Source organism: Salmonella sp. SAL00672 (genome assembly GCF_046552175.1).
GTDB lineage: Bacteria > Pseudomonadota > Gammaproteobacteria > Enterobacterales > Enterobacteriaceae > Salmonella > Salmonella enterica.
Map to the genome: position 1 here is coordinate 976,054 of NZ_JBGDUQ010000001.1, position 20,735 is coordinate 996,788.

The 20,735-nt window shown below is 53.5% G+C and carries 17 protein-coding genes; 2 read left to right on the top strand and 15 right to left on the bottom strand.

From position 1 onward, the window contains the following. Position 1: 1 nt before the first annotated feature. The 11 genes from ACLJTG_RS05115 to ACLJTG_RS05165 all read right to left on the bottom strand — a co-directional run bounded on the left by ACLJTG_RS05115 (position 2) and on the right by ACLJTG_RS05165 (position 11,017). Positions 2–967, bottom strand: a complete 966-nt coding sequence (locus ACLJTG_RS05115; RefSeq protein ID WP_079823364.1) for a GDP-L-fucose synthase family protein — start codon at positions 965–967, stop codon at positions 2–4. A gap of 2 nt (positions 968–969) precedes the next feature. After that, positions 970–2,091: a GDP-mannose 4,6-dehydratase gene (gmd, locus tag ACLJTG_RS05120; protein ID WP_000048160.1), complete on the bottom strand. Its 1,122-nt coding sequence runs from the start codon at positions 2,089–2,091 to the stop codon at positions 970–972. Between the two features lie 23 nt (positions 2,092–2,114). Then, entirely contained in the window at positions 2,115–2,669 is a 555-nt protein-coding gene (gene wcaF, locus ACLJTG_RS05125; protein ID WP_001153603.1) for a colanic acid biosynthesis acetyltransferase WcaF, read from the bottom strand. Positions 2,670–2,684: 15 nt separating this feature from the next. Beyond that, positions 2,685–3,431: a colanic acid biosynthesis glycosyltransferase WcaE gene (gene wcaE, locus ACLJTG_RS05130; RefSeq protein ID WP_000480128.1), complete on the bottom strand. Its 747-nt coding sequence runs from the start codon at positions 3,429–3,431 to the stop codon at positions 2,685–2,687. A gap of 12 nt (positions 3,432–3,443) precedes the next feature. Continuing rightward, the gene (wcaD, locus tag ACLJTG_RS05135; protein WP_000091392.1) at positions 3,444–4,658 is read right to left on the bottom strand and encodes a colanic acid polymerase WcaD; all 1,215 of its coding nucleotides are present in this window, start codon (positions 4,656–4,658) and stop codon (positions 3,444–3,446) included. Continuing rightward, complete coding sequence (wcaC, locus tag ACLJTG_RS05140) at positions 4,633–5,850, bottom strand: colanic acid biosynthesis glycosyltransferase WcaC (protein WP_020437419.1); 1,218 nt, start codon at positions 5,848–5,850, stop codon at positions 4,633–4,635. Before wcaC ends, wcaD begins: the two co-directional genes overlap by 26 nt. Next, on the bottom strand, positions 5,847–6,335 hold the full coding sequence (gene wcaB, locus ACLJTG_RS05145) for a colanic acid biosynthesis acetyltransferase WcaB (protein ID WP_000888725.1): 489 nt from the start codon (positions 6,333–6,335) through the stop codon (positions 5,847–5,849). The genes wcaC and wcaB overlap by 4 nt, the downstream gene beginning before the upstream one ends. Positions 6,336–6,337: 2 nt before the next feature. After that, positions 6,338–7,180: a colanic acid biosynthesis glycosyltransferase WcaA gene (gene wcaA / locus ACLJTG_RS05150; RefSeq protein ID WP_000205695.1), complete on the bottom strand. Its 843-nt coding sequence runs from the start codon at positions 7,178–7,180 to the stop codon at positions 6,338–6,340. An 86-nt stretch (positions 7,181–7,266) separates the two neighbouring features. Further along, a complete protein-coding gene (gene wzc / locus ACLJTG_RS05155) occupies positions 7,267–9,426 on the bottom strand; it encodes a tyrosine-protein kinase Wzc (RefSeq protein ID WP_020437420.1) in 2,160 nt (719 codons plus the stop codon). Continuing rightward, on the bottom strand, positions 9,423–9,872 hold the full coding sequence (gene wzb, locus ACLJTG_RS05160) for a low molecular weight protein-tyrosine-phosphatase Wzb (RefSeq protein ID WP_000482224.1): 450 nt from the start codon (positions 9,870–9,872) through the stop codon (positions 9,423–9,425). Before wzb ends, wzc begins: the two co-directional genes overlap by 4 nt. 5 nt (positions 9,873–9,877) lie before the next feature. Beyond that, positions 9,878–11,017 (bottom strand): polysaccharide export protein, encoded by a 1,140-nt coding sequence (locus ACLJTG_RS05165; protein WP_000978077.1) that lies wholly within the window; start codon positions 11,015–11,017, stop codon positions 9,878–9,880. Between the two features lie 674 nt (positions 11,018–11,691). Between ACLJTG_RS05165 and ACLJTG_RS05170 the strand changes: the two genes are divergently transcribed. Then, positions 11,692–13,272, top strand: a complete 1,581-nt coding sequence (locus ACLJTG_RS05170; protein WP_000454713.1) for a TerC family protein — start codon at positions 11,692–11,694, stop codon at positions 13,270–13,272. A gap of 85 nt (positions 13,273–13,357) precedes the next feature. Here the strand turns inward: ACLJTG_RS05170 and asmA are convergent, their stop codons facing one another. The 3 genes from asmA to udk form a co-directional block, all read right to left on the bottom strand. Beyond that, positions 13,358–15,214 carry an outer membrane assembly protein AsmA gene (gene asmA / locus ACLJTG_RS05175; RefSeq protein ID WP_021294058.1) on the bottom strand — a complete coding sequence of 619 codons (1,857 nt, stop codon included), beginning with the start codon at positions 15,212–15,214 and terminating at the stop codon, positions 13,358–13,360. 38 nt (positions 15,215–15,252) lie between these two features. Next, positions 15,253–15,834 carry a dCTP deaminase gene (gene dcd, locus ACLJTG_RS05180; RefSeq protein ID WP_001234783.1) on the bottom strand — a complete coding sequence of 194 codons (582 nt, stop codon included), beginning with the start codon at positions 15,832–15,834 and terminating at the stop codon, positions 15,253–15,255. Positions 15,835–15,924: 90 nt separating this feature from the next. Then, on the bottom strand, positions 15,925–16,566 hold the full coding sequence (gene udk / locus ACLJTG_RS05185; protein ID WP_000132082.1) for a uridine kinase: 642 nt from the start codon (positions 16,564–16,566) through the stop codon (positions 15,925–15,927). Between the two features lie 330 nt (positions 16,567–16,896). On the opposite strand from udk, the gene ACLJTG_RS05190 reads away from it, so the two are divergent. Next, positions 16,897–19,887 (top strand): MASE1 domain-containing protein, encoded by a 2,991-nt coding sequence (locus ACLJTG_RS05190; protein WP_023197841.1) that lies wholly within the window; start codon positions 16,897–16,899, stop codon positions 19,885–19,887. Here the strand turns inward: ACLJTG_RS05190 and alkA are convergent. After that, positions 19,855–20,724 (bottom strand): DNA-3-methyladenine glycosylase 2, encoded by an 870-nt coding sequence (alkA, locus tag ACLJTG_RS05195; RefSeq protein ID WP_410958899.1) that lies wholly within the window; start codon positions 20,722–20,724, stop codon positions 19,855–19,857. The genes ACLJTG_RS05190 and alkA overlap by 33 nt on opposite strands. Positions 20,725–20,735: the final 11 nt, after the last annotated feature.

Below are 20,735 nucleotides of genomic sequence, written 5' to 3' on the forward strand. Positions count from 1 at the left end.
GTCACCCCCGGAACCGTTGCTGATTCTCAAGGAACCACTGGTAAGTACCGGCAAGCCCTGCCTCCAGTGAAATTTCGTGATACCAGCCAAGCTGATGCAGGCGCGTGACGTCGAGCAATTTACGCGGCGTGCCGTCCGGCTTCGCGGCGTCGAACACCACCCGGCCCTGGTAACCCACCACCTTTGCGATGGTCTGCGCCAGCTCGCTGATGGTGCAGTCCACGCCAGTGCCGACGTTAATGTGCGACAGCATCGGGGCGGTGTTCTCCTGCCACACTTCGCGCGCCAGCTCCATCACGTGAATACTGGCCGCCGCCATATCGTCAACATGCAGAAATTCGCGCATCGGCGTGCCGCTGCCCCACACCACCACCTCCGGCGCGTGGCTCTGCGAAGCCTCATGAAAGCGGCGCAGCAGCGCCGGGATCACATGTGAATTGTCCGGATGGAAATTGTCATGCGGGCCGTACAGGTTGGTCGGCATCACCGAACGGTAGTCGCGACCGTACTGGCGGTTGTAGGACTCGCACAGTTTAATCCCGGCGATCTTGGCGATGGCATACGGCTCGTTGGTCGGCTCCAGCGTCCCCTGCAGCAGCTCGCTTTCCGCCATCGGCTGCCTTGCCAGTTTCGGATAGATACAGGACGAACCGAGAAACAGCAGTTTGTTCACGTTGTGCAGGTGCGCGGCGTGAATAATGTTGCTCTCTATCATCATGTTTTCATAAATAAAATCCGCCGGATACGTGTTGTTGGCGACAATGCCGCCCACTTTCGCCGCCGCCAGATAAACCTGGTCGATACCCGCCCCGGCAAAGAACGCCTGTACCGCACGCCCGTCGAGCAGATCCAGCTCATCGCGGGTGCGAAGTACCAGTTCCACGTCGCCGCGCTGCGCAAGCTGCCGTACAATGGCGGAACCCACCATCCCGCGATGGCCCGCCACAAAAATTCGTTGCTTATTCATTCTCAGGACTCCAGCGCGATGGCCACCTCGTAACCGTGAGATTTCAGCAGTGAGTGTTTTTTCGCGGCCTCCAGATCGTTCGCCACCATCTCGGAGACCATCTCCGACAGGGTGATTTCCGGTTTCCAGCCCAGTTTCTCATGCGCTTTGGACGGGTCGCCCAGCAGGGTTTCCACTTCCGCCGGACGGAAATAACGCGGATCAACGGCCACAATCACATCCCCCGGTTTCACGCCCGGCGCATCGTGTCCGGTAACGGATACCACGATCCCTTTCTCATTAATGCCTTCGCCTTCAAAGCGCAGTTTTATCCCCAGTTGCGCCGCCGCCAGCTCCACAAACTGGCGTACGGAATACTGCACGCCGGTGGCAATCACGAAATCTTCCGGCTGCTCCTGCTGTAACATCATCCACTGCATCCGCACGTAATCTTTCGCATGGCCCCAGTCGCGCAGCGAGTCCATATTGCCGAGATACAGGCAGGACTCCAGCCCCTGGGCGATATTGGCGATGGCGCGGGTGATCTTACGGGTGACGAAGGTTTCGCCGCGACGCGGGGACTCATGGTTAAACAGAATGCCGTTACAGGCGTAAATACCGTAGGATTCACGGTAGTTGACGGTGATCCAGTAGGCGTACAGTTTCGCCACCGCATAGGGGGAACGCGGGTAAAACGGCGTGGTCTCTTTCTGCGGGATCTCCTGCACCAGACCGTACAGTTCAGAGGTGGAGGCCTGGTAGAACCGCGTTTTCTTTTCAAGACCGAGGAAGCGAATCGCCTCCAGCAGGCGCAGCGTGCCCATCGCATCCACATCGGCGGTATATTCCGGCGACTCAAACGACACCGCCACATGGCTCATCGCGCCCAGGTTGTAGACCTCATCCGGCTGCACTTCCTGTAAAATGCGGGTCAGGTTGGAGGCGTCGGTCAGGTCGCCATAATGCAGATGAAATTTCGGGTTGCAGCTGTGCGGATCCTGATAAATATGGTCCACGCGCTCGGTATTAAACGATGACGCGCGGCGCTTGATACCATGCACCTCATACCCTTTTTCCAGCAGAAATTCTGCCAGGTAAGACCCATCCTGTCCGGTTACGCCAGTAATGAGAGCGACTTTTGACATTTTCATTTCCTCAAATAGTCCCGTTAGGGAGTAACTTTCTGAACGCGCTGGCGCGTTACCACTGCGGGATTGCCCCGACAAATCGCATTTGCCGGTAATGATTTAAATACGCTGCTGCGCGCGCCGACGACGGTGCCATGACCTATCGTCACGCCGGGCGCGACAAAAACATCGGTCGCCAGCCAACATTTTTCGCCAATAACAATCGGCGCGGCGTTAATATCGAAATGGGCGCTGGTATAATCATGGCTACCGGTGCACAAATACCCTTTTTGTGAAATGACCGCATGTGCGCCAATATTAATTTCACCCAACGTATATAACACAGCGTCGTCGCCTACCCAGGCATAATCGCCGACGGTTAATTTCCACGGATAGGTAATTTTTACTGACGGTCGAATAACCACATTCTTTCCAATTTTGGCGCCAAACAGACGCAGCAAAAAGGCTCGCCAGCGATACAATATTTGCGGCGACCCGGCGAATAATGTCGCCTGTACCGCCCACCATAATTGTACTTTTAGCGCATTAGCGCCGCGGAACCCCTTCGGCACCGTAAAGCCGCTAAGATCCTGCATAATAACTCCCGGTGATTAGACTTTGTTATACCGCGCTTTTGTTTTACCCGTCGTTTTCAGACGTAATAAATAGGATAATTGCGCCCAAAATCCTGGCACACGTAATATTTTTCGCTGTACGTTTTTTGCATCCTGACATAATTCCAGATTATTCGAGGTTGACACGCCGCCCATTGAAAATTCAGATACCAGTCCGTTAATTCGCCGAAAAGGATAGCCTGCTTTATAGAGACGGGCCGCCAGCGCATAATCTGAAGAGACATGATATTGCAGATCATAAGGATACTTTTTTAACGCTGCCGTCGGGAAAAATATCGCCTGATGGCTGGCTGGCAAACTATGGTAGATATAATACCCGGGTTTAGCCTTCCGGCGTATTTTATGCCCGCCGCCAAAATCCAGCAGCGCGTCGCCAATATACATCGCCTCGCCCTTTTGTCGCGCCAGTTGGCGGACAAACAGCGCGGCATCATCATGGAACGCATCACCGGAATTAAGAAACAGGGTATAGCGCCCCTGCGCCAAGGCAATGCCTTTGTTCATGGCATCATAAATACCGTGATCCTTTTCACTGATAAAACGCAGGTTAAACTCACCGTGACGTTTTTGCAGAAATTCGCGCGTGCCGTCCTCCGAACCGCCATCCACTACGATCCATTCAAATGACAGGCCCGGATCGCGCGCCAGATTGCGCAGCGAGCGCCAGGTTTTTACCACCCCTTCGTAATTGCGAAAGGCGACGGTAACGACGCTTAAAAACATGCAACCACCCCGTTATGAAATTTTTAACGCCTTGCGCAAAATGAACGGACAGACGATTAAAAAAGCATATTCCGGGCTAAATATTGAACCGGTAAAAAACAGCGACACCGGCGTAAAAAGATAGAGCTGCACCCGAAAATTACGATTATCGCCAAACGCATTTAGCGCCATTTTTAAAACTTTCCCCATATACCACAGCGTCATTAGCACTGCGAACCAGGAAAAATAAATAATCAGTAGATACAATCCATTGTCTATGGTTTTCCCGACATCCGCACCGTTAAAGATTCCGAATGATGCGACATATTCATAAAGTGAGCCAAATCTGACTACACCATCAATATGGGTCAAGGAATATCCGACCATGACTAAGGGGCCCACAATACGATAATAAGAAGATGAGCCTTCCGTCCCTAAATCGCCAAGTCGTGTCGCGATATAAGGAAATGCAATAATTACCCCAACCAAAAACAGGGTTAATGAGACCAGCGCCAGTGGAAGTTTTTTCTTTATCGCATCCTTATTCAAATATTGGAACGCCCACTCCAGAAGGTAAAACAGGATAAAGGTCATTACCCCTGAAAATGATCCTGATAATATTATCCCTGCCAGAATCATAGCATCGCTTTTCGGTGTTTTGATACCAAACTGTTTGATGCTCAGCCAAATTGAGATTAGTGCCAAAGCGAAAAATGCCGGTTCAAAATAAAGCGCAGTGGTACGCTTACCGCCAAATTTTATGAAGTTCAGTACGTAGCTATTACTGTAAATGAGATATTTCGAAATTCCTTCCATAATACTGCTGCCGCCAGTAAGGATAATTTGCGCCATCTCAACCGCGGCGAGCGCGACCACTATACCCACCACCAGATAAAAAAAACGCAAAATCTTTCGGTGGTTATGCGCGGAAATGGTTTTGAATCGGATACTCCAGACCATCCCGATAATGACCACAATATAGACAAACAGCATCGTGGACGTGACATATTTACCGGCATTCAGCGACTGGCCGAACAGGAAGTTAAATGCCGTAAGCCCCGCGCCGATGCCTAAGGCGATCATTAATTTTTTTACGCTAATGCGTTCCACAAATAACAGCAGCAACAGCGGTAAAAAAGTGACGATGGTAATGGGAAAGCTTTCCCCCAGTTGGGCAATCTTGACATTGACCAGTAGGTAGATCAGCGGCAGCAGCAGATAGCTACAGATTCTGATAGAACGAGACATACTCCTCCAGCATCTGTTGACCGCTGTACGCGACGCGGCTACGCATACGAAAGGCGTCCAGCGTGGCGCCAAATACCGCCTGAGCAATCTCTGGCTTACGCCGCTGCGCCAGGCGCAGTACATCTGTAGCGGCAAAGGTCTGGCCGCCGGATTTCGCCAGCACCTCCTGCGCCGCCTCGCTGTGGGTGGCGATCACCGGTACGCCGATCGAGAGCGCTTCACACAAGATCAGCGGATAGTTATCGACCCGCGAGCTAAAGACCAGCGCATCCATCTCATTGAGTGCGCTCATTAATTTGCGCTTATCGGTTTCAAAACCGTGATTAACAACGTTTTGGCCGGTAAAAGGCGAAAATTTACCGAAGGTGTGCAGTTCAATTTTTTCGCCCAGCGCCATCATGTCGTGTACCAGACGCTGGTCAGTTTTGCCGTCATAACGCAAGTCATGCGCCACAATGGCGATCCGCGGTTTGCCCGGATTCAGCGGCACAGGTGATAGCTGCGCGAGAATCGCCTCGGTCGCCAGATCGATACCGTTGTTAATAATCTGGCAGCGCCCCGCGCCATAAACGCTGTTAAAGGCCTCGGCCACGTGCTGGCTCGGCGAAATAAACTGGCAGCCCAGCCGCAGCATGTCCCGAAAGCGCTGACGTTTGCCGTCAATAAGCTGGTGCGCCCGATCCACCCTGACCGGCGGATAATTGCTTAGGGTCGGGCATTTTTGGCAGCCGCTTTTCCAACCCTCGCAACCGTCGGTGAAGGCGCAACGCCCGGTGACGCTCCAGTGATCGTGCAACGTCCAGACCAGCGTGACGTCTGGTTTTTGCGCTTTGACTTTTTCGCAAAACGTCACGATGTCCTCCAGGTTTAGCCAGTAACTGTGGAGAACATGAAAATGCAGCACCAGCGGGCCGGATGTCTGGATAACCGTGCGGTAAAGATTGTCGAGATTGCCAAACAGATCGCGATTCAGGAAACGAAACAGCGCGATATTAGCGATTGCCGTGCCGCGCGGCGTCTGTTTTATCACCTGCGGATAACGGTGGTGGCTGACGCTTTTTTTTCCGCCTTTGCCATAACCATAGACAAAACGCGACGTCAGCCCTTTTTGCAGCGCCCGCAGATGGAGATCCAACGCCACTCCCGCCGCGCCGCCTTCCGCCAGCCGTACATTAAATTGCAGAATATTCATGTGCTGACCTTCACCCGTGCTTTTTCTCCCACCACCAGCGCATGGTCCGGAATACTGTCAAGCACCACGCTACCCGCGCCAATCGTGACGTGATTACCGATAGTAATATCGCCAAGCAGGATGACATTCGCCCCCAGCTCAACGCCGTTACCAATCACCGGACAAGCCAGGCTGTCCGCGCCGCGATTGCCAATGGTGACGCCGTGGCGAATGGTAAAATCGTCGCCGGCGACGACATGTTTGTTGATCACTACCGCGTAACCATGATGGATAGTGAACCGCCGACCAATGGTCGCGGCGGCCTGGATTTCATACCCGAACAGGCATTCCGTGATCACGCGATACAGCACCAGCACCGGCGCGGCCCACAGATTATTCAGCACATTCTTTTTGCGCCAGACGGAACAAAAATGAGCGATACGGTAGGCCAGCACCATGCAACAGGGGCGTAAGCTCCAGCTATTCGCGCGTAAGTCTTCCAACATCGTTATCGCCCCCGCAGCCCGGCCGCCAGGCGTTTGCTGTTACGCACGGAGAGCAACGTCAGCAACGTGCGCCAGGTCATTCGCTTATTGCGAATTTGGTACAGGGTAAAAAGCTGGTATTTTTTGCTGGCGCGATCGAATTTATCTTTGTGCTTACGATAAAAATGGAAATAGCCGGAGAACTTTTTCGGCGAAGAGGTAATCTGCATCTCGCCGTGGTTGATATGTAAAATTTGCGTCGCCTCTTCGACTTTCCACGGTTCGCCATACTCCACCACCATGCGCAGAAAAATGTCGTAGTCCTGCGCCGCCTTGAGTTCGGTATCGAACAAACACGCTTTAAAACGCCAGGCCCAGGTAAAAACCTGATTGCCAATAATATTGCGCTTGTAGAATAAGCGGCGCGAATAAGGGGATTTCGGATACAGCGGCAGGCTGGCAGGCTGAGAGTAGACCTCGCCCTCGCACACATAGTCGTTGGCATACAAAAAGGCGTGCGTAGTCAACTGGTGTTTATGGGCCAGAAACACGCTCAGACGGTTTGGCGTCCATTCATCGTCATCATCAATACCGGTAATGTAGTGCCCTTGCGCCTGCATAATGGCCTGGTTGCGAACCGCGCAGGCGCCGGTATTCCTGGCGTTATGAGTATAACGAACGCGCGGGTCGTTCAGCTCCTCAACAAATTGTTGTAGCTGCTGATAAGACGAGGAGCAATCATCCACGATGATCATCTCCCAGTGACGGTAGTCTTGACGTAGTACTGATTTAATCGCCCGGATAGCCAACTGCTGCCTGTTCCAGGTTGGCATATAAATTGAGATCAGCGGATTGTCTGTTGTCATGCTTATTCCCCAGATAGTTTTGCCGCATGGCGCTACGCTTGTCCGGCCTACAGTCTCAGGCCGCGCCATCCGGCACGCCTTATTTTTTATTTGGAATCTGACTGGTATTCATACTCGTAATAGCCATAATCCTGGTAGCCCGTCGCCCGGCGGAAAATGGAGTTGAGAATGACGCCTTTGACCTGAATGCCATTCTGGTCAAAACGGCTCAGACTGGTTTCCACCTCTTTTAAGGTGTTGACGGCATAACGCGCCACCATCAGCGTCGTCCCGGCGTGGCGACCCACAATCGCGGCGTCCGTCACGGCCAGAATCGGCGGCGTGTCGATTAATACCAGGTCGTAGCGGCTGCTTGCCCAGGCGATCAGCTCGCCGAAGCGCTCGCTCATCAGCAGTTCCGATGGATTAGGCGGCACCTGACCGCGCGGAATAAGATCAAAATTAGCAATCGCCGTGGGTTTCGCGCAGGAGGCTATCTCACCTTTGCCCGCCAGAATGTCAGATAAGCCGTCCACGTTATTGGTGCCGAGCAGTTCATGGGTGTAGCCCTTGCGCATATCGCAGTCGATCAGTAATACCCGTTTATGCGTCTGGCTGATGACGGCCGCCAGGTTGGCGCAAACAAAGGTTTTACCGATAGAGGGGCTGACGCCTGTGAGCATGAGTACATTATTTTGCGCCTGCATCATGGCGAAATGCAGGCTGGTGCGCAGGCTGCGAATCGCCTCAATCGCCAGATCGGTCGGATTGCCCACCGCCAACAGTTGGCTCTGCTTATAACGCTTAATCCCTTTAATGGTTTTGACGCTATCGCGCGCTTTTTGCCATTCCGACAGCGGAATACTGGCATAGACGCTGATTCCGTGCTCCTCCAGCGCCTGCGGGCTTTCAATACCGCGATTAAACAGCGAGCGCAGCAGCACGCCGACAATCGATAACATTAATCCCAGAATAATGCTGCCGAGAATAATCAACGCCTTTTTCGGCTTCAGCACGCCCGGCTGGGTAATCGCCGGGTCAACGATGCGCACGTCGCCAACGGTGCTGGCTTCGGTGATTTTCAGCTCCTGCTGTTTATTAAGCAGTTGCATATAAACCTGCTGGCCGGACTCCACATCGCGGGTCAAACGCACAATCTCCTGCTGGGTTTTCGGCATTGCCGTCACCCGCCCGTTCAGTTTGGCTTTTTCATCTTCCAGCGCTTTACGTTTTTCCAGCAGGGTGCGGTAAGCCGGATGCGCTTTGGTAAAGAGCTTGGAAATTTCCGCCTCTTTAAACGTCAACTCATTCAACTGGGCGTCGATATTAACCATCGAATCGAGCACCGCCTTCGCCTCCAGCGGTAAATCCACCGAGTCTTTATCCTGGCGGAAAGCGTTTAGCTTGTTTTCCGCCACATCCAGACGGCTGCGGACTTCCGGCAGTTGTTTTGCCAGAAACGCCAGGCTCTTCCCCGCCTCTTCAGATTTCCGCGCAATATCCTGTTGCAGATAGTTACGGGTAATACTGTTGAGAATTTCGCGGATCTGGTCGCGATCCTCTCCCGTGAACGTCAGGCTCAGAACGCCGGTATCTTTGCCGGTTTCCGTTACGGTGAGGTTATTTTGCAGGTTATTAATCATGCCAAGCGTTGAGAATTTACTCACCGTAAATTCCGTATCAGGACGGGCGTCAATCGCCTCTACCCGCATCGTCACGCCGTCTTTATTGAGTGGCTGGCCCACAACGCCCTGCGCGCTAAATCCGCCGTCGCTAACCAACTGATAACGTTTGTCGCCCAGCACTTTGAGGGTGAAGATCTGTCCGCTCATCGTCTCTGGTCGGGTGAATGTCGTGACTTTCACCATTTCATTCTGACGTCCCATCAGCCGTTCCCACCCGGCGCCAAACAGCGGAAAGGTGTTTTTGGTGACGGCAATATCCAGATCCAGATCGTCAACGGTCTTCCCCAGCACCAGGCGCGATCGAATGAGCTGAATTTCCGCATCGGAAGCCGGCGGCTTATTCGCTAATGCGCTGTTGATATCCTGTACCAGCGAATTACCGGCGTTTTGTTCAATCTGCACCAGCGCATCGGCGCTATAGATGGGCGTGGCGAAGAACGTATAAATTACCGCGCACAGCGCAAATATGGCCGTCGTCCCCAACACCCACCAACGCGCTTCAATCACCGTTCCGACCAGGCGCCCGATATCGATTTCATCGCTACCCGTAACCGCCGCAGATTGTTTTACTTTTTCTGTCATGGTTTTCCCTGCTCTGCATTCAGTGCCTGCGCCCACTGGCGGGCAGACCTTTCCAGTAATGTGTACACCGCCTCAAACGCATCGCGGCTTTTGCGATACGGGTCCGGTATTTCACGCTCGCTGTCCCAATGACCAAACAGCATTACCTTGCCGCGCATTTCCGGCGCAATGTCGCACAGGGCGGCGATGTGACGTTTCTCCATCGTCAGAATCAGGTCATATTCCCGGCACAGACGCGCGGAAATTTGCCTTGCGCAGTGATTTTCCAAAGACAGATCGTGGGCGCTCGCCACGCTCGCCGCCGCAGGATCGGCGCCTTTGCCGACCAGCGCGCCTAACCCGGCGGACGCTACCGTCAGCGAAGGATGAAAGCGCTTTAGCAAACGTTCTGCCGTCGGGGAACGGCAAACATTCCCCACACAGACCACTAAGATTTTGTTAAACATAACGATTACCAGGAATGAATGTCGCTGGCCGTATCCGTCATATAACGGACACCGCTAATGGTCGGCAGCAACTGATTGATCAGACGGTTCCAGCGAGCAACCGGCGCGGTCGTGACGTACACCACATCGTAAGGCTGAAGTCGGAATTCCGTCGCCATCACCAATGACGTGGCGTCAGACATATCAAGCTGGTAGATATTGGCGATCTTGCCGCCGCGTCCCCCCTCGCCTTTCAACGGACGAATCACAAAAATGCCGCTGGCGTTGGAGGTGGTCAGATCGATGCCTTCCGCATTGCCTAATGCTTCGGTGAGCGTCATGCCGCTGAAATCCATTTTGAGGGTGCTCTGTTTTTTCACTTCGCCCATGACAAAGACTTTCAGATCGTCATTGCGCGGCACATACAGAATGTCGCCAGGGTAGAGCAAGCGGTTCTGGCTAAGATCGCCATTTTGCATCAGCGCCTGTAGCGAAATGCGCTGTTCTTTGCCGTTGTGCGTCAACACGACGTTGCGCCAGTCCGCCATATCGGTCAGGCCGCCCGCAGCGTTAATCGCATCCAGGACGGTTAGCGGTACGTTAGTAATGGCCTGCTGACCGGATTTATTCACCTGGCCGGAGATGTACGCTTTTTGCGAGCGGAAAGCGGCGATATTGACATCCACCTGCGGGTCCGCGATGTACTTCGCTAAACGCCCGGTAATATCGCTGCGAATCTCTGACAAAGTTTTACCGACGACGCTAACCTTGCCAATGTAGGGATAAAACATGGTGCCGTCCGGCTGTACCCAGTTGCCGGTATCGCTTGAGCTACGGTACTGGCCCGCTGGCGTGGTCAATTCCGGGTGATCCCAGACGGTGACATTCAGCACATCGCCAGGCCCGACGCGATACTGATAGCTGGCGATCTCCTGGTCCAGCGACATATTCGGTTGCGCGACATTGGGCCGCGGGCGTAATTGCTCAACCAGCCGTGGCGTCAGCGGATACACATTGACCATCCGGTCGAGATCAAAGTCAGCGTCTTGCTGTTTGATCACATCTTTCCCCATCGTAGACATATTGCTGCCCGGAAGTACTGTGCAACCACTTATCAAGCTGAGCGACGCCAATAATGGCATCAATTTCATTTTGGATTTCATCATTGATTATTTATCACTTTGGCAGAGTCATTATCCTGTGCAATTTAAATAGCGGCTTCGTCCGTGCACATTTACCTTGCAGTTAATGGCAGAGAAAATTAACTGGCATCATTCTGAAAAAAAATCAATTCATCCGCAGGCTATTGACAGAATAATAAAGGCTTATATTCAGGCTTTCAGGCACGCTACCGCCCCTGGCTTCTTAGCTACCAATACACTGATTATTCTAAATTTTCGCATTCCCCTCCGATTTCATCCTCGTTCAGATAAAAATCTTCAGCGAAATAAAGGTTACGTATTAATAGTTTTCTCGATGTCGTGACAGGATATTTAAGAGCGCTATCTTAATCCTGCAAGAATTGTTGCAGCTAACCTAATGACAGGCAAGGTAACAAACCCGCCATTCTATATTTTTAAGATTAATATTAAATGAATTAACAGATGATTTTAGGATTTTATTGATGTTGACAATATTTATTTACTTCACTCCGCCTGCGATATTTCCTAAATATATTCTTGACATTATTTAGTTTCCGACAGAAACATTACGGCTATTTTAAAGTTATTTTATAGCCGCGTAACAAAGATAAATTGCTCTGCGGCATTGCATTTTTCCGCCGTATTATCCATGATCGAATTGTGACAATTGTCATATTACAGAAGGTATTGCTCTTACTATGGAATGGATTGCCGATCCGTCAATCTGGGCCGGACTGGTAACGTTAATCGTTATCGAACTTGTTCTCGGCATTGATAACCTGGTCTTTATTGCCATCCTCGCTGAAAAACTACCGCCGGGGCAGCGCGACCGCGCGCGCATTACCGGCCTGATACTGGCGATGATCATGCGCCTGCTGCTGCTGGCGTCAATCTCGTGGCTGGTCACCTTGACTAAGCCGCTCTTTAGCGTACAGGCGTTAAGCTTCAGCGCCCGCGATCTGATTATGCTGTTCGGCGGCTTCTTCCTGCTCTTTAAAGCCACCATGGAGCTCAACGAACGGCTGGAAGGGAAAGATAGCGCCAACCCTACCCAGCGTAAGGGGGCGAAATTCTGGGCGGTGGTCGCGCAAATCGTGGTGCTGGACGCTATCTTTTCTCTCGACTCCGTGATTACCGCCGTGGGGATGGTCGATCACCTGGCGGTCATGATGGCGGCCGTGATAATCGCCATTAGCCTGATGCTGCTCGCCAGCAAGTCACTGACCCGATTTGTGAACAACCATCCCACCATTGTCATTTTGTGCCTTAGCTTCCTGCTAATGATCGGCTTTAGCCTGGTGGCGGAAGGGTTTGGTTTCCACATTCCGAAAGGGTATCTGTATGCGGCTATCGGCTTCTCGGTGATGATCGAGGCGCTCAACCAACTGGCTATTTTTAACCGCCGCCGTTTTCTTTCCGCTAACCATACGCTGCGCCAGCGCACAACGGAGGCCGTGATGCGGCTGATTAGCGGTAAAAAAGAGGATGCCGAACTGGATGCGGAAACCGCCGCGATGCTGGCAGACCATGACGACAGCCAGATTTTTAATCCGCAGGAGCGCAGGATGATTGAGCGGGTGCTGAATCTCAACCAGCGCACCGTAAGTAGCATCATGACGTCGCGTCACGATATCGAGCATATCGATCTCAACGCGCCGGAAGCGGAAATCCGCGCTCTGCTGGAAAAGAACCAGCATACGCGTCTGGTCGTGACGGGTGAAAATGAACAGGAAGATTTACTCGGCGTCGTCCACGTCATCGATCTGTTGCAACAATCGCTGCGCGGCGAACCGCTCAACCTGCGGGCGCTGATTCGCCAACCGCTGGTTTTCCCGGAAACATTGCCGCTGCTGCCTGCGCTGGAGCAGTTCCGTAACGCCAGAACCCATTTTGCCTTTGTCGTAGATGAGTTTGGCTCGGTTGAAGGCATTGTGACATTAAGCGATGTCATGGAGACTATCGCCGGTAATCTGCCGAATGAAGTCGAGGAAATTGACGCCCGCCACGATATTCAGAAGAACCCGGACGGTTCCTGGACAGCAAACGGCCATATGCCGCTGGAGGATTTGGTGCAGTACGTGCCGCTACCGCTGGATGAAAAACGGGAATACCATACGATTGCCGGATTATTGATGGAATATTTGCAACGCATACCGCAAACCGGTGAAGAGGTTCAGGTGGGCGATTATTTGCTGAAAACATTGCAGGTAGAAAGCCATCGAGTGCAGAAAGTGCAGTTAATTCCGCTGCATAACGGCGAGCCAGACCAGGAGATGTAACGTCTGTTCGCCTGCCCCGGCCTGCTTACCAGGCAGGCCGGAGGCGCGTTAGCCTCGCCATCCGGCTCTGCCCTTTGGCCAAAAACTACAGCTTATTCAGCAGCTTCTTCACATCTTTACCGTTGCGGGTATCTTTATTGCGATCCGCCCAGTCATTGAGCCGACGCTTCGCCTCATCCTGTAAATGCTTACGCAATAACTGATCCACTTGCAGGGTATAGTTCAGCTCCTGCCACTTGCCATAGACGCGCAACGGCACCGGCGTCTCTTTCAGGAAGGTGATCAGGTTGCTATCGCCGTTCCAGCCGCCCAGCACACGCAGATTAAATTGTGTATCACAGCTCTGCTTAACCAGATCCAGCGTTCCGCTGCCGGTTAACGCCAGCATAGAAGATTGCCCGACCATGTCGTCGAGTGTCAGCGTGCCCTTATTTAGCGTCAGATCGGTCGTGAAGCGATCCAGTCGGGTCGCGTTGTCCATATTTTCCTGCGACTGCTGCGCGTCGCCGCCGCTTCGCTCTACGGCCTGCTGCACCAGTTGCTGGAAATTCATTCCTTCGAGGCGCGTATTGCTCATGTCAACATGCGCTTTTCCTTTCCAGCTGTGGCGAAATGCCTCCGCGTCAATATCCGCCCCGGAGAAATCGCCAACCAGCGACATCTTACCGGTCAGGCTAATCGGATAATTGAAGGCTTTCAGGATAGTCCCAATCTCAACATGGTTGAGGCGAGGGTGGAATTCGATGCGCGGACTGGCGGTGCGGGCGTCCAGCGTGCCGGGCAGCGACATCTCTCCGTCGGCCAGTTTCCCCTGCAACTCGGTGATATCCAGCAATCCGGCCTGATTAGACATCTTCGTCGAAACCTGGGTAAAGTCCATTCCCCGCCAGCGAACTGAATCCGCCTGTAAAACAATCTCCGCCGTAAAGCTTTGCAGCCCCTGATAAGGCGGCGCACCAACACGCGACGCGATAACTGGCCTGGTCAGGGGGAGCGTATTTTGCCCCTGCGACACCGCGCCGCCCGTCTGTGCCACGGCGCTATGATGCGGCAACAGGTTGTCCAGATTAAGCTTGCTGGACCGGAGGTCAATTTGCCATTCCGGCTGCTCCGCCAGCGTTACCTGAACATGCCCGGTCAGCGAACTGTCATTCGCCGTTAAATTTAAGTGGTTAAATGAAAGACGTTTTTGCGCCTCCTGCCACTGCGCCTGCAATTGTCCCTGCCCCTCAATCCCCTGCGCCGGTAGATCCGCGCCCTGCAATTGCCAGCGCAGTTGCTCAATACCCGCGGTTAAATTATGCGGATAATCGGAAGCATCCACCGTTCCGCTGAACGATAAAGCAAGATCCCGCTGATCGCGGTTCACGCGTCCCGAAAAATCAAACGTGCCGCGATGCTCGGCATCTTGTTCCATATTCAGACGAATATCGCGCACCGTGACCTGATCATCATTTTCATGCTGGAAAACCAGCACGCTGTCGGCAACGCGCAGGCTACGAATATCAAACGACCAGCCGCGATCTTCCGCTACGTCCGGCAAGGTATTATCTTTCGGCGCGACCGGCGCATCATCACTGCGTACCGCTTCCGTTTGCGGCGTCAATTGAATCACCCCGCCTTTCAGCATCACCTGCTTAACATGAAGCTGATGACTCAACAGCGGCCATAAAGCGACATCCAGGCGCATATTGTCAGCCCGCACCAGCGGTTCGCTGGCGCCTCGCGCCGTTAGCGTCATTCGCCCGGAAAGGATGCTGAGTTGCGGCCATACGTGCCAACGCAGCGGCCCGTCCAGTTGCAACTGATATTCACTACGCGCGGCAACCTGCTGCACCATATAGGCGCGGAAATCATTCGGATTGACCAACAATACCAACGCAGAGAATCCGGCCACCAGCACGACCAGGAGAATCATCAGCGTCGTCAGAAATCGTCTCATGCTACCCTCAATGGACCGGCAGTATTGCGCCGAATGGCTCAGTCTTTATCAATCCGGCTGGCAACAGCGCCCTGCTGATCGCGATATTTGGCATCCTGACGGCGGTTATAAGGCCGCGCCGCCGGGCCGGACAGCGGCTCAAAGCTCAGCGCGCCGATGAGCATACCCGGACGCAACGCCAGCGGCAGCTTCCCGGAGTTGTAAAACTCAAGCACAATGCAGCCCGACCAGCCGGGATCGATACGGTGCGCCGTCACATGCACCATCAATCCCAGACGCGCCAGCGAGGAGCGACCATCCAGCCAGCCCACTAAATCCGGCGGCAGGGTAACGGATTCAAAGGTGACGGCCAGCGCCAACTCGCCCGGATGCAGATAAAATGCCTCGCCGTCCGGCAAAACGATTTCATCGCTCATCACGCGATCCAGCGCCGCGCTGACCTCGTCTTTCGGCCCGCTCAGATCGATAAACGCCGCCGTATGGCCACGGAAGGTTCGAAATTTATTGCCAAGACGTACATCGACCGTCGCGCCGTTAATGCGCTCTACGGGAGGTCGCGGGGTGATAGACAAACGGCCTTCATCCAGCCAGGCTTCAATATCTCGGTCGCATAAACGCATGGCACTTTCTCCTTTCGCGCATCAAGCCCTTAAATCAAGCACATCAAGGGCTAACCAGGTTATCACTGAACGGTACACAATTCGCCAGATTTATTCAAAGAACTGGCTGATTTTCGCTTTCAGAATATCAATAGCGATGCGGTTTTTACCGCCGCGCGGCACGATAATATCCGCATATTGTTTGGAAGGCTCAATAAATTGCAGGAACATCGGACGCACCGTTTTCTGATATTGCGCCATCACCGAATCCATTGAGCGACCACGCTCGTTCACATCGCGTTTGATACGGCGCATCAAACAGATATCCAGCGGCGTATCGACAAAAATAGAGAAGTTCATCTCTTCACGCAAACGCGCGTCGGTCAGTAACAGAATACCTTCAAGAATAATCACTTTCTTCGGTTCTACGCGAACCGTTTCCTGCATACGGGTATGCTCAACATAACTGTATACCGGTAATTCAATCGCCGAACCGCGCTTGAGCGCCTGAAGATGCTGAAATAGCAGGCTGTGATCCATCGCATTCGGATGGTCATAGTTAGTTTTTACGCGTTCTTCCATCGACAGATGGCTTTGATCTTTGTAATAACTGTCTTCGGGAATAACGCCAATATGTTCGTCACCCACTTGTTCACGCAATTCGCGGTAAAGGGTACTGGCAATAAGACTCTTGCCGGAAGCCGATGCGCCAGCGATACCGATAATGACGCACTGATGAGACTGATCAGTCATAAATTTAGCGACCTGATTAACCTGGATGTAAGGAAGGGGGGCGCCGAAACGCCAAACGCGGCAATTATAGGGATTTCAGCAGCGCGATACCAGTCCGGCGCTATGCCACGGTGAATTTGTTGGCGGCGCATTCGACGTCGCGACGTAAAAGCGTTCAGTTTTAACGCGGGCAGCGGTTTTATCGACCCGTCTGGAGGAGGAATACGCCGGGAGCCACAATTTATATTCAGCCAGCGTATAAATCATTACGCGTTTATACTAGCATAATCACAGAGTAAACTGACGCGTCCGGTATTCCGCGACGTTACCGGCGATTCGGATAGAGTGGTAATGAGTAAACCATCCCAACATGTTTTCGTTACCGTCCCCCACCCGCTATTGCGTCTGGTCAGTTTAGGCCTGGTCGCGTTTGTCTTTACGCTCTTTTCGCTCGTATTATCGCGTGTCGGCACCCAACTCGCGCCGCTGTGGTTCCCCACCTCCATTATGATGGTCGCGTTTTACCGCCATGCGGGCCGTCTGTGGCCAGGGATCGCGGTCGCCTGCTCGCTCGGCAGCATCGGCGCCTCACTGACTTTATTTCCTGCCGCCTCGCTTAACTTTAGCTGGACGGCAATAAATATTATCGAGGCGGCCACTGGCGCGATACTGCTGCGAAAACTGCTCCCCAGCTACAACCCCTTACAAAATTTGAATGACTGGTTTCGTCTGGCTATCGGCAGCGCCGTGATTCCGCCGCTACTCGGCGGCCTGTTATTTTGGCTAATAGCGCCGGAAGCGGTCGCCTCGAAAGCGTTTCTGATTTGGGTATTATCGGAAGCCATCGGCGCGCTGACGCTGGTGCCGTTAGGTTTACTGTTTAAACCACACTATCTGTTGCGTCATCGCGACCCGCATCTGTTGCTGGAAACGCTATTGACGCTGGTCATTACGCTGGCGCTAAGCTGGCTCGCTATGCGCTATATTCCGTGGCCGTTTACGTGCGTTATCGTCCTGTTGATGTGGAGTGCGGTGCGCCTGCCGCGAATGGAGGCGTTTTTAATTTTTTTAGCTACCGTTATCGTGGTCTCGCTCATGCTGGCCAATGACCCCACGCTGCTCGCCACGCCGAAAACCGACGTGATGGTCAATATGCCGTGGCTGCCTTTTTTAATGATCCTGCTGCCTGCCAATATGATGACGATGGTGATGTACGCGTTTCGCACGGAGCGTAAACATATCACCGAGAGCGAATCCCGCTTTCGCAACGCGATGGAGTATTCCGCCATTGGTATGGCGCTGGTCGGTACGGAGGGTCAGTGGCTACAGGTCAATAAATCTCTGAGCCATTTTCTTGGCTATAGCCAGGATGAATTACGCACGATGACATTTCAGCAATTGACCTGGCCGGAAGACCTGAATAACGACCTTGAACAGCTAAACATGCTGGTGCGCGGCGACATCAACAGCTATTCCATGGAAAAACGCTACTACACCCGCAACGGCGATGTCGTCTGGGCGCTGCTGGCCGTCTCACTGGTTCGTCATAAAGACAATAAACCTCTCTATTTTATTGCTCAGATTGAAGACATTAACGATCTCAAGCAAAGCGAGCAGGAAAACCAGCGGTTGATGGAGCGTATTACACAGGCGAACGAGGCGCTGTTTCAGGAAAAAGAACGGTTGCACATCACGCTTGACTCTATCGGAGAAGCGGTGGTGTGTATTGATGTCGCGATGAATATCACCTTTATGAACCCGATCGCCGAGAAGATGAGCGGCTGGCGGCAAGAGGATGCTTTAGGCGCGCCATTATTAACGGTTCTGCGCATTACGTCAGGTAATAAGGGGCCGCTGCTGGAGGATATTTATCGCGCCGACAGGTCGCGATCGGACATGGAACAGGAGATAGTGCTCCATTGTCATAACGGCGGTAGCTACGATATTCATTACAGTATCACGCCGCTCAGTACGCTTGACGGCGATAAGATTGGTTCGGTTCTGGTTATCCAGGACGTTACCGAATCACGAAAAATGTTACGCCAGCTCAGCTACAGCGCAACGCATGACGCCCTCACCCATCTTGCCAACCGCGCCAGTTTTGAAAAGCAGCTTCAACAGCGCCTGCAAACAATACAGGAATCGCCTCAACATCATGCGCTGGTGTTTATCGATCTGGACCGTTTTAAAGCGGTTAACGACAGCGCGGGACATGCCGCTGGCGATGCCTTATTGCGCGAGCTCGCGTCACTGATGCTCAGTATGCTTCGATCCGGCGATCTCCTGGCCCGTCTGGGTGGCGATGAGTTTGGCCTGTTGCTGCCGGATTGTAATAGTGACAGCGCGCGCTTTATCGCGACGCGGCTTATCAACGCCATTAATGAATATCACTTTATGTGGGAAGGACGCCTGCATCGGATCGGCGCCAGCGCCGGGATCACAATGATAAATGAACATAACTGCCAGCTCACAGAGGTCGTGTCTCAGGCCGATATTGCCTGCTACGCCGCGAAAAATAGCGGTCGAGGCCGTCTGACCGTGTACGAACCGCAGCACGCATTAACCTCCTCAAAGGGAATGATGCCGCTGGAAGAACAGTGGCATATGATTAAAAATAACCACCTGCTGATGCTTGCCAGAAACGTCGCGCCGCCGCGTACGCCGGAGGCCACCAGCTTTTGGCTGGTCTCACTCAGGCTGTGGACCAGCGAAGGGGAAGTGTTGGAAGAGCGCGCGTTCCGGGCAGGGTTAGCCGACCCCGCGCTGCATCACGCGCTTGACCGACGGGTATTCCATGAGTTTTTCCACCATGCGGCGACCGCCGTCGCCAGCAAGGGATTAAGCGTTGCGCTGCCGCTGTCCGCCGCAGGATTATACAGCGCGACCCTTATTGATGAGCTGCTGGAACAACTGGAGCATAGCCCACTACCGCCACGGTTATTACACCTGATTATCCCGGCTGACGTTATCGTTAAGCAGGCGCAGACCGCCGCTGCGACTCTGCGAAAACTGCGGCAACGCGGCTGCCAGGTTATTCTCAGCCATGTCGGGCGCGATTTACAGCTGTTTAATTTACTGCCCCCGCATATCGTCGATTATTTACTGCTGGATAGCGACCTTATCGCCAACGTTCATGAGAGTTTAATGGATGAAATGCTGACCTCGATCATCCAGGGACACGCCCAGCATCTGGACATCAAAACGCTCGCCGGGCCGGTACAAAACCCACAGGTGCTGGATACGCTCTCCCGTATTGGCGTGGATCTGATTTATGGCGACACTATCGCCGAAGCGCAACCGCTGGATTTATTACTGAATACCAGCTATTTCGCTATCCATTGACGGTTGCCAGCCGTGGGTATACCAGATATGCAGTAGCGCGTAGGAACGCCACGGTTTCCAGCGCTCCGCGTAGCGACGGATCTGCGCGGCCGTCATCCCGGCGAAGCGCTGCTTAATTAAGTAATCATCGGGTAAAAAGATATCTTTTGCCTGCCAACCGCGCAGGGCGAAATAGTTCGCCGTCCAGCGGCCAATTCCCGGAAACGTTTGTAAATTTTTAACGCTCTGCTCAATATCCGGCGGCGCGGCGAGCGCCAGTTTTCCCGCCAGCGTCGCCTGCGCCAGATGAATCAGCGCTTCGGCGCGCCGCAGCGGCATCCCCAGAGCTTTAAGCGCCAGCGGATCGGCCAACGTCAGCGTTTCCGGACCGGGAAAACAGACATAATCGGGCGCATCCGGCAACGCCTCGCCATAGCGGCGCGCCACTTTCGCCGTCAACCTGGCCGCCATCGCAACACTCACCAGTTGCCCCAGTATCGCCCGCACGCCTTGTTCAAACGTATCAACCGATCCCGGTAAACGCAGCCCCGGTCTGTCCTCGCCCAGTGGCCCCAGCACGGCGGCAACCTGCGCGGGCTGGCAGTCAAGATCAAACAGACGCGAAACCTTCGCCAAACACGCCGGCGCGACGGGAAGTAATCCGGCGCTCACGCTGACCTGCACAGTGTGGGTGGGCAGATGGGGGCTCACGATGATCAGTCCGCGATGCTCGCCCACCACCAGGCTGCGCGCATAAAAGCCCTCGCCTACCGTTTCCACGCCGTCCACCGCACGCGCGGCAAGAAAGCCCAACATCCACGACCAGTCGTAAGGCGGCTGCCAGCTCAGGGTAAACATACTTTTCTCCT

Excerpts from the sequence above, each read along its gene's own strand:
- ACLJTG_RS05115 (WP_079823364.1), bottom strand. The coding sequence starts at position 967 with ATGAATAAGCAACGAATTTTTGTGGCGGGCCATCGCGGGATGGTGGGT.
- gmd (WP_000048160.1), bottom strand. The coding sequence starts at position 2,091 with ATGTCAAAAGTCGCTCTCATTACTGGCGTAACCGGACAGGATGGGTCT.
- wcaF (WP_001153603.1), bottom strand. The coding sequence starts at position 2,669 with ATGCAGGATCTTAGCGGCTTTACGGTGCCGAAGGGGTTCCGCGGCGCT.
- wcaE (WP_000480128.1), bottom strand. The coding sequence starts at position 3,431 with ATGTTTTTAAGCGTCGTTACCGTCGCCTTTCGCAATTACGAAGGGGTG.
- wcaD (WP_000091392.1), bottom strand. The coding sequence starts at position 4,658 with ATGTCTCGTTCTATCAGAATCTGTAGCTATCTGCTGCTGCCGCTGATC.
- wcaC (WP_020437419.1), bottom strand. The coding sequence starts at position 5,850 with ATGAATATTCTGCAATTTAATGTACGGCTGGCGGAAGGCGGCGCGGCG.
- wcaB (WP_000888725.1), bottom strand. The coding sequence starts at position 6,335 with ATGTTGGAAGACTTACGCGCGAATAGCTGGAGCTTACGCCCCTGTTGC.
- wcaA (WP_000205695.1), bottom strand. The coding sequence starts at position 7,180 with ATGACAACAGACAATCCGCTGATCTCAATTTATATGCCAACCTGGAAC.
- wzc (WP_020437420.1), bottom strand. The coding sequence starts at position 9,426 with ATGACAGAAAAAGTAAAACAATCTGCGGCGGTTACGGGTAGCGATGAA.
- wzb (WP_000482224.1), bottom strand. The coding sequence starts at position 9,872 with ATGTTTAACAAAATCTTAGTGGTCTGTGTGGGGAATGTTTGCCGTTCC.
- ACLJTG_RS05165 (WP_000978077.1), bottom strand. The coding sequence starts at position 11,017 with ATGATGAAATCCAAAATGAAATTGATGCCATTATTGGCGTCGCTCAGC.
- ACLJTG_RS05170 (WP_000454713.1), top strand. The coding sequence starts at position 11,692 with ATGGAATGGATTGCCGATCCGTCAATCTGGGCCGGACTGGTAACGTTA.
- asmA (WP_021294058.1), bottom strand. The coding sequence starts at position 15,214 with ATGAGACGATTTCTGACGACGCTGATGATTCTCCTGGTCGTGCTGGTG.
- dcd (WP_001234783.1), bottom strand. The coding sequence starts at position 15,834 with ATGCGTTTATGCGACCGAGATATTGAAGCCTGGCTGGATGAAGGCCGT.
- udk (WP_000132082.1), bottom strand. The coding sequence starts at position 16,566 with ATGACTGATCAGTCTCATCAGTGCGTCATTATCGGTATCGCTGGCGCA.
- ACLJTG_RS05190 (WP_023197841.1), top strand. The coding sequence starts at position 16,897 with ATGAGTAAACCATCCCAACATGTTTTCGTTACCGTCCCCCACCCGCTA.
- alkA (WP_410958899.1), bottom strand. The coding sequence starts at position 20,724 with ATGTTTACCCTGAGCTGGCAGCCGCCTTACGACTGGTCGTGGATGTTG.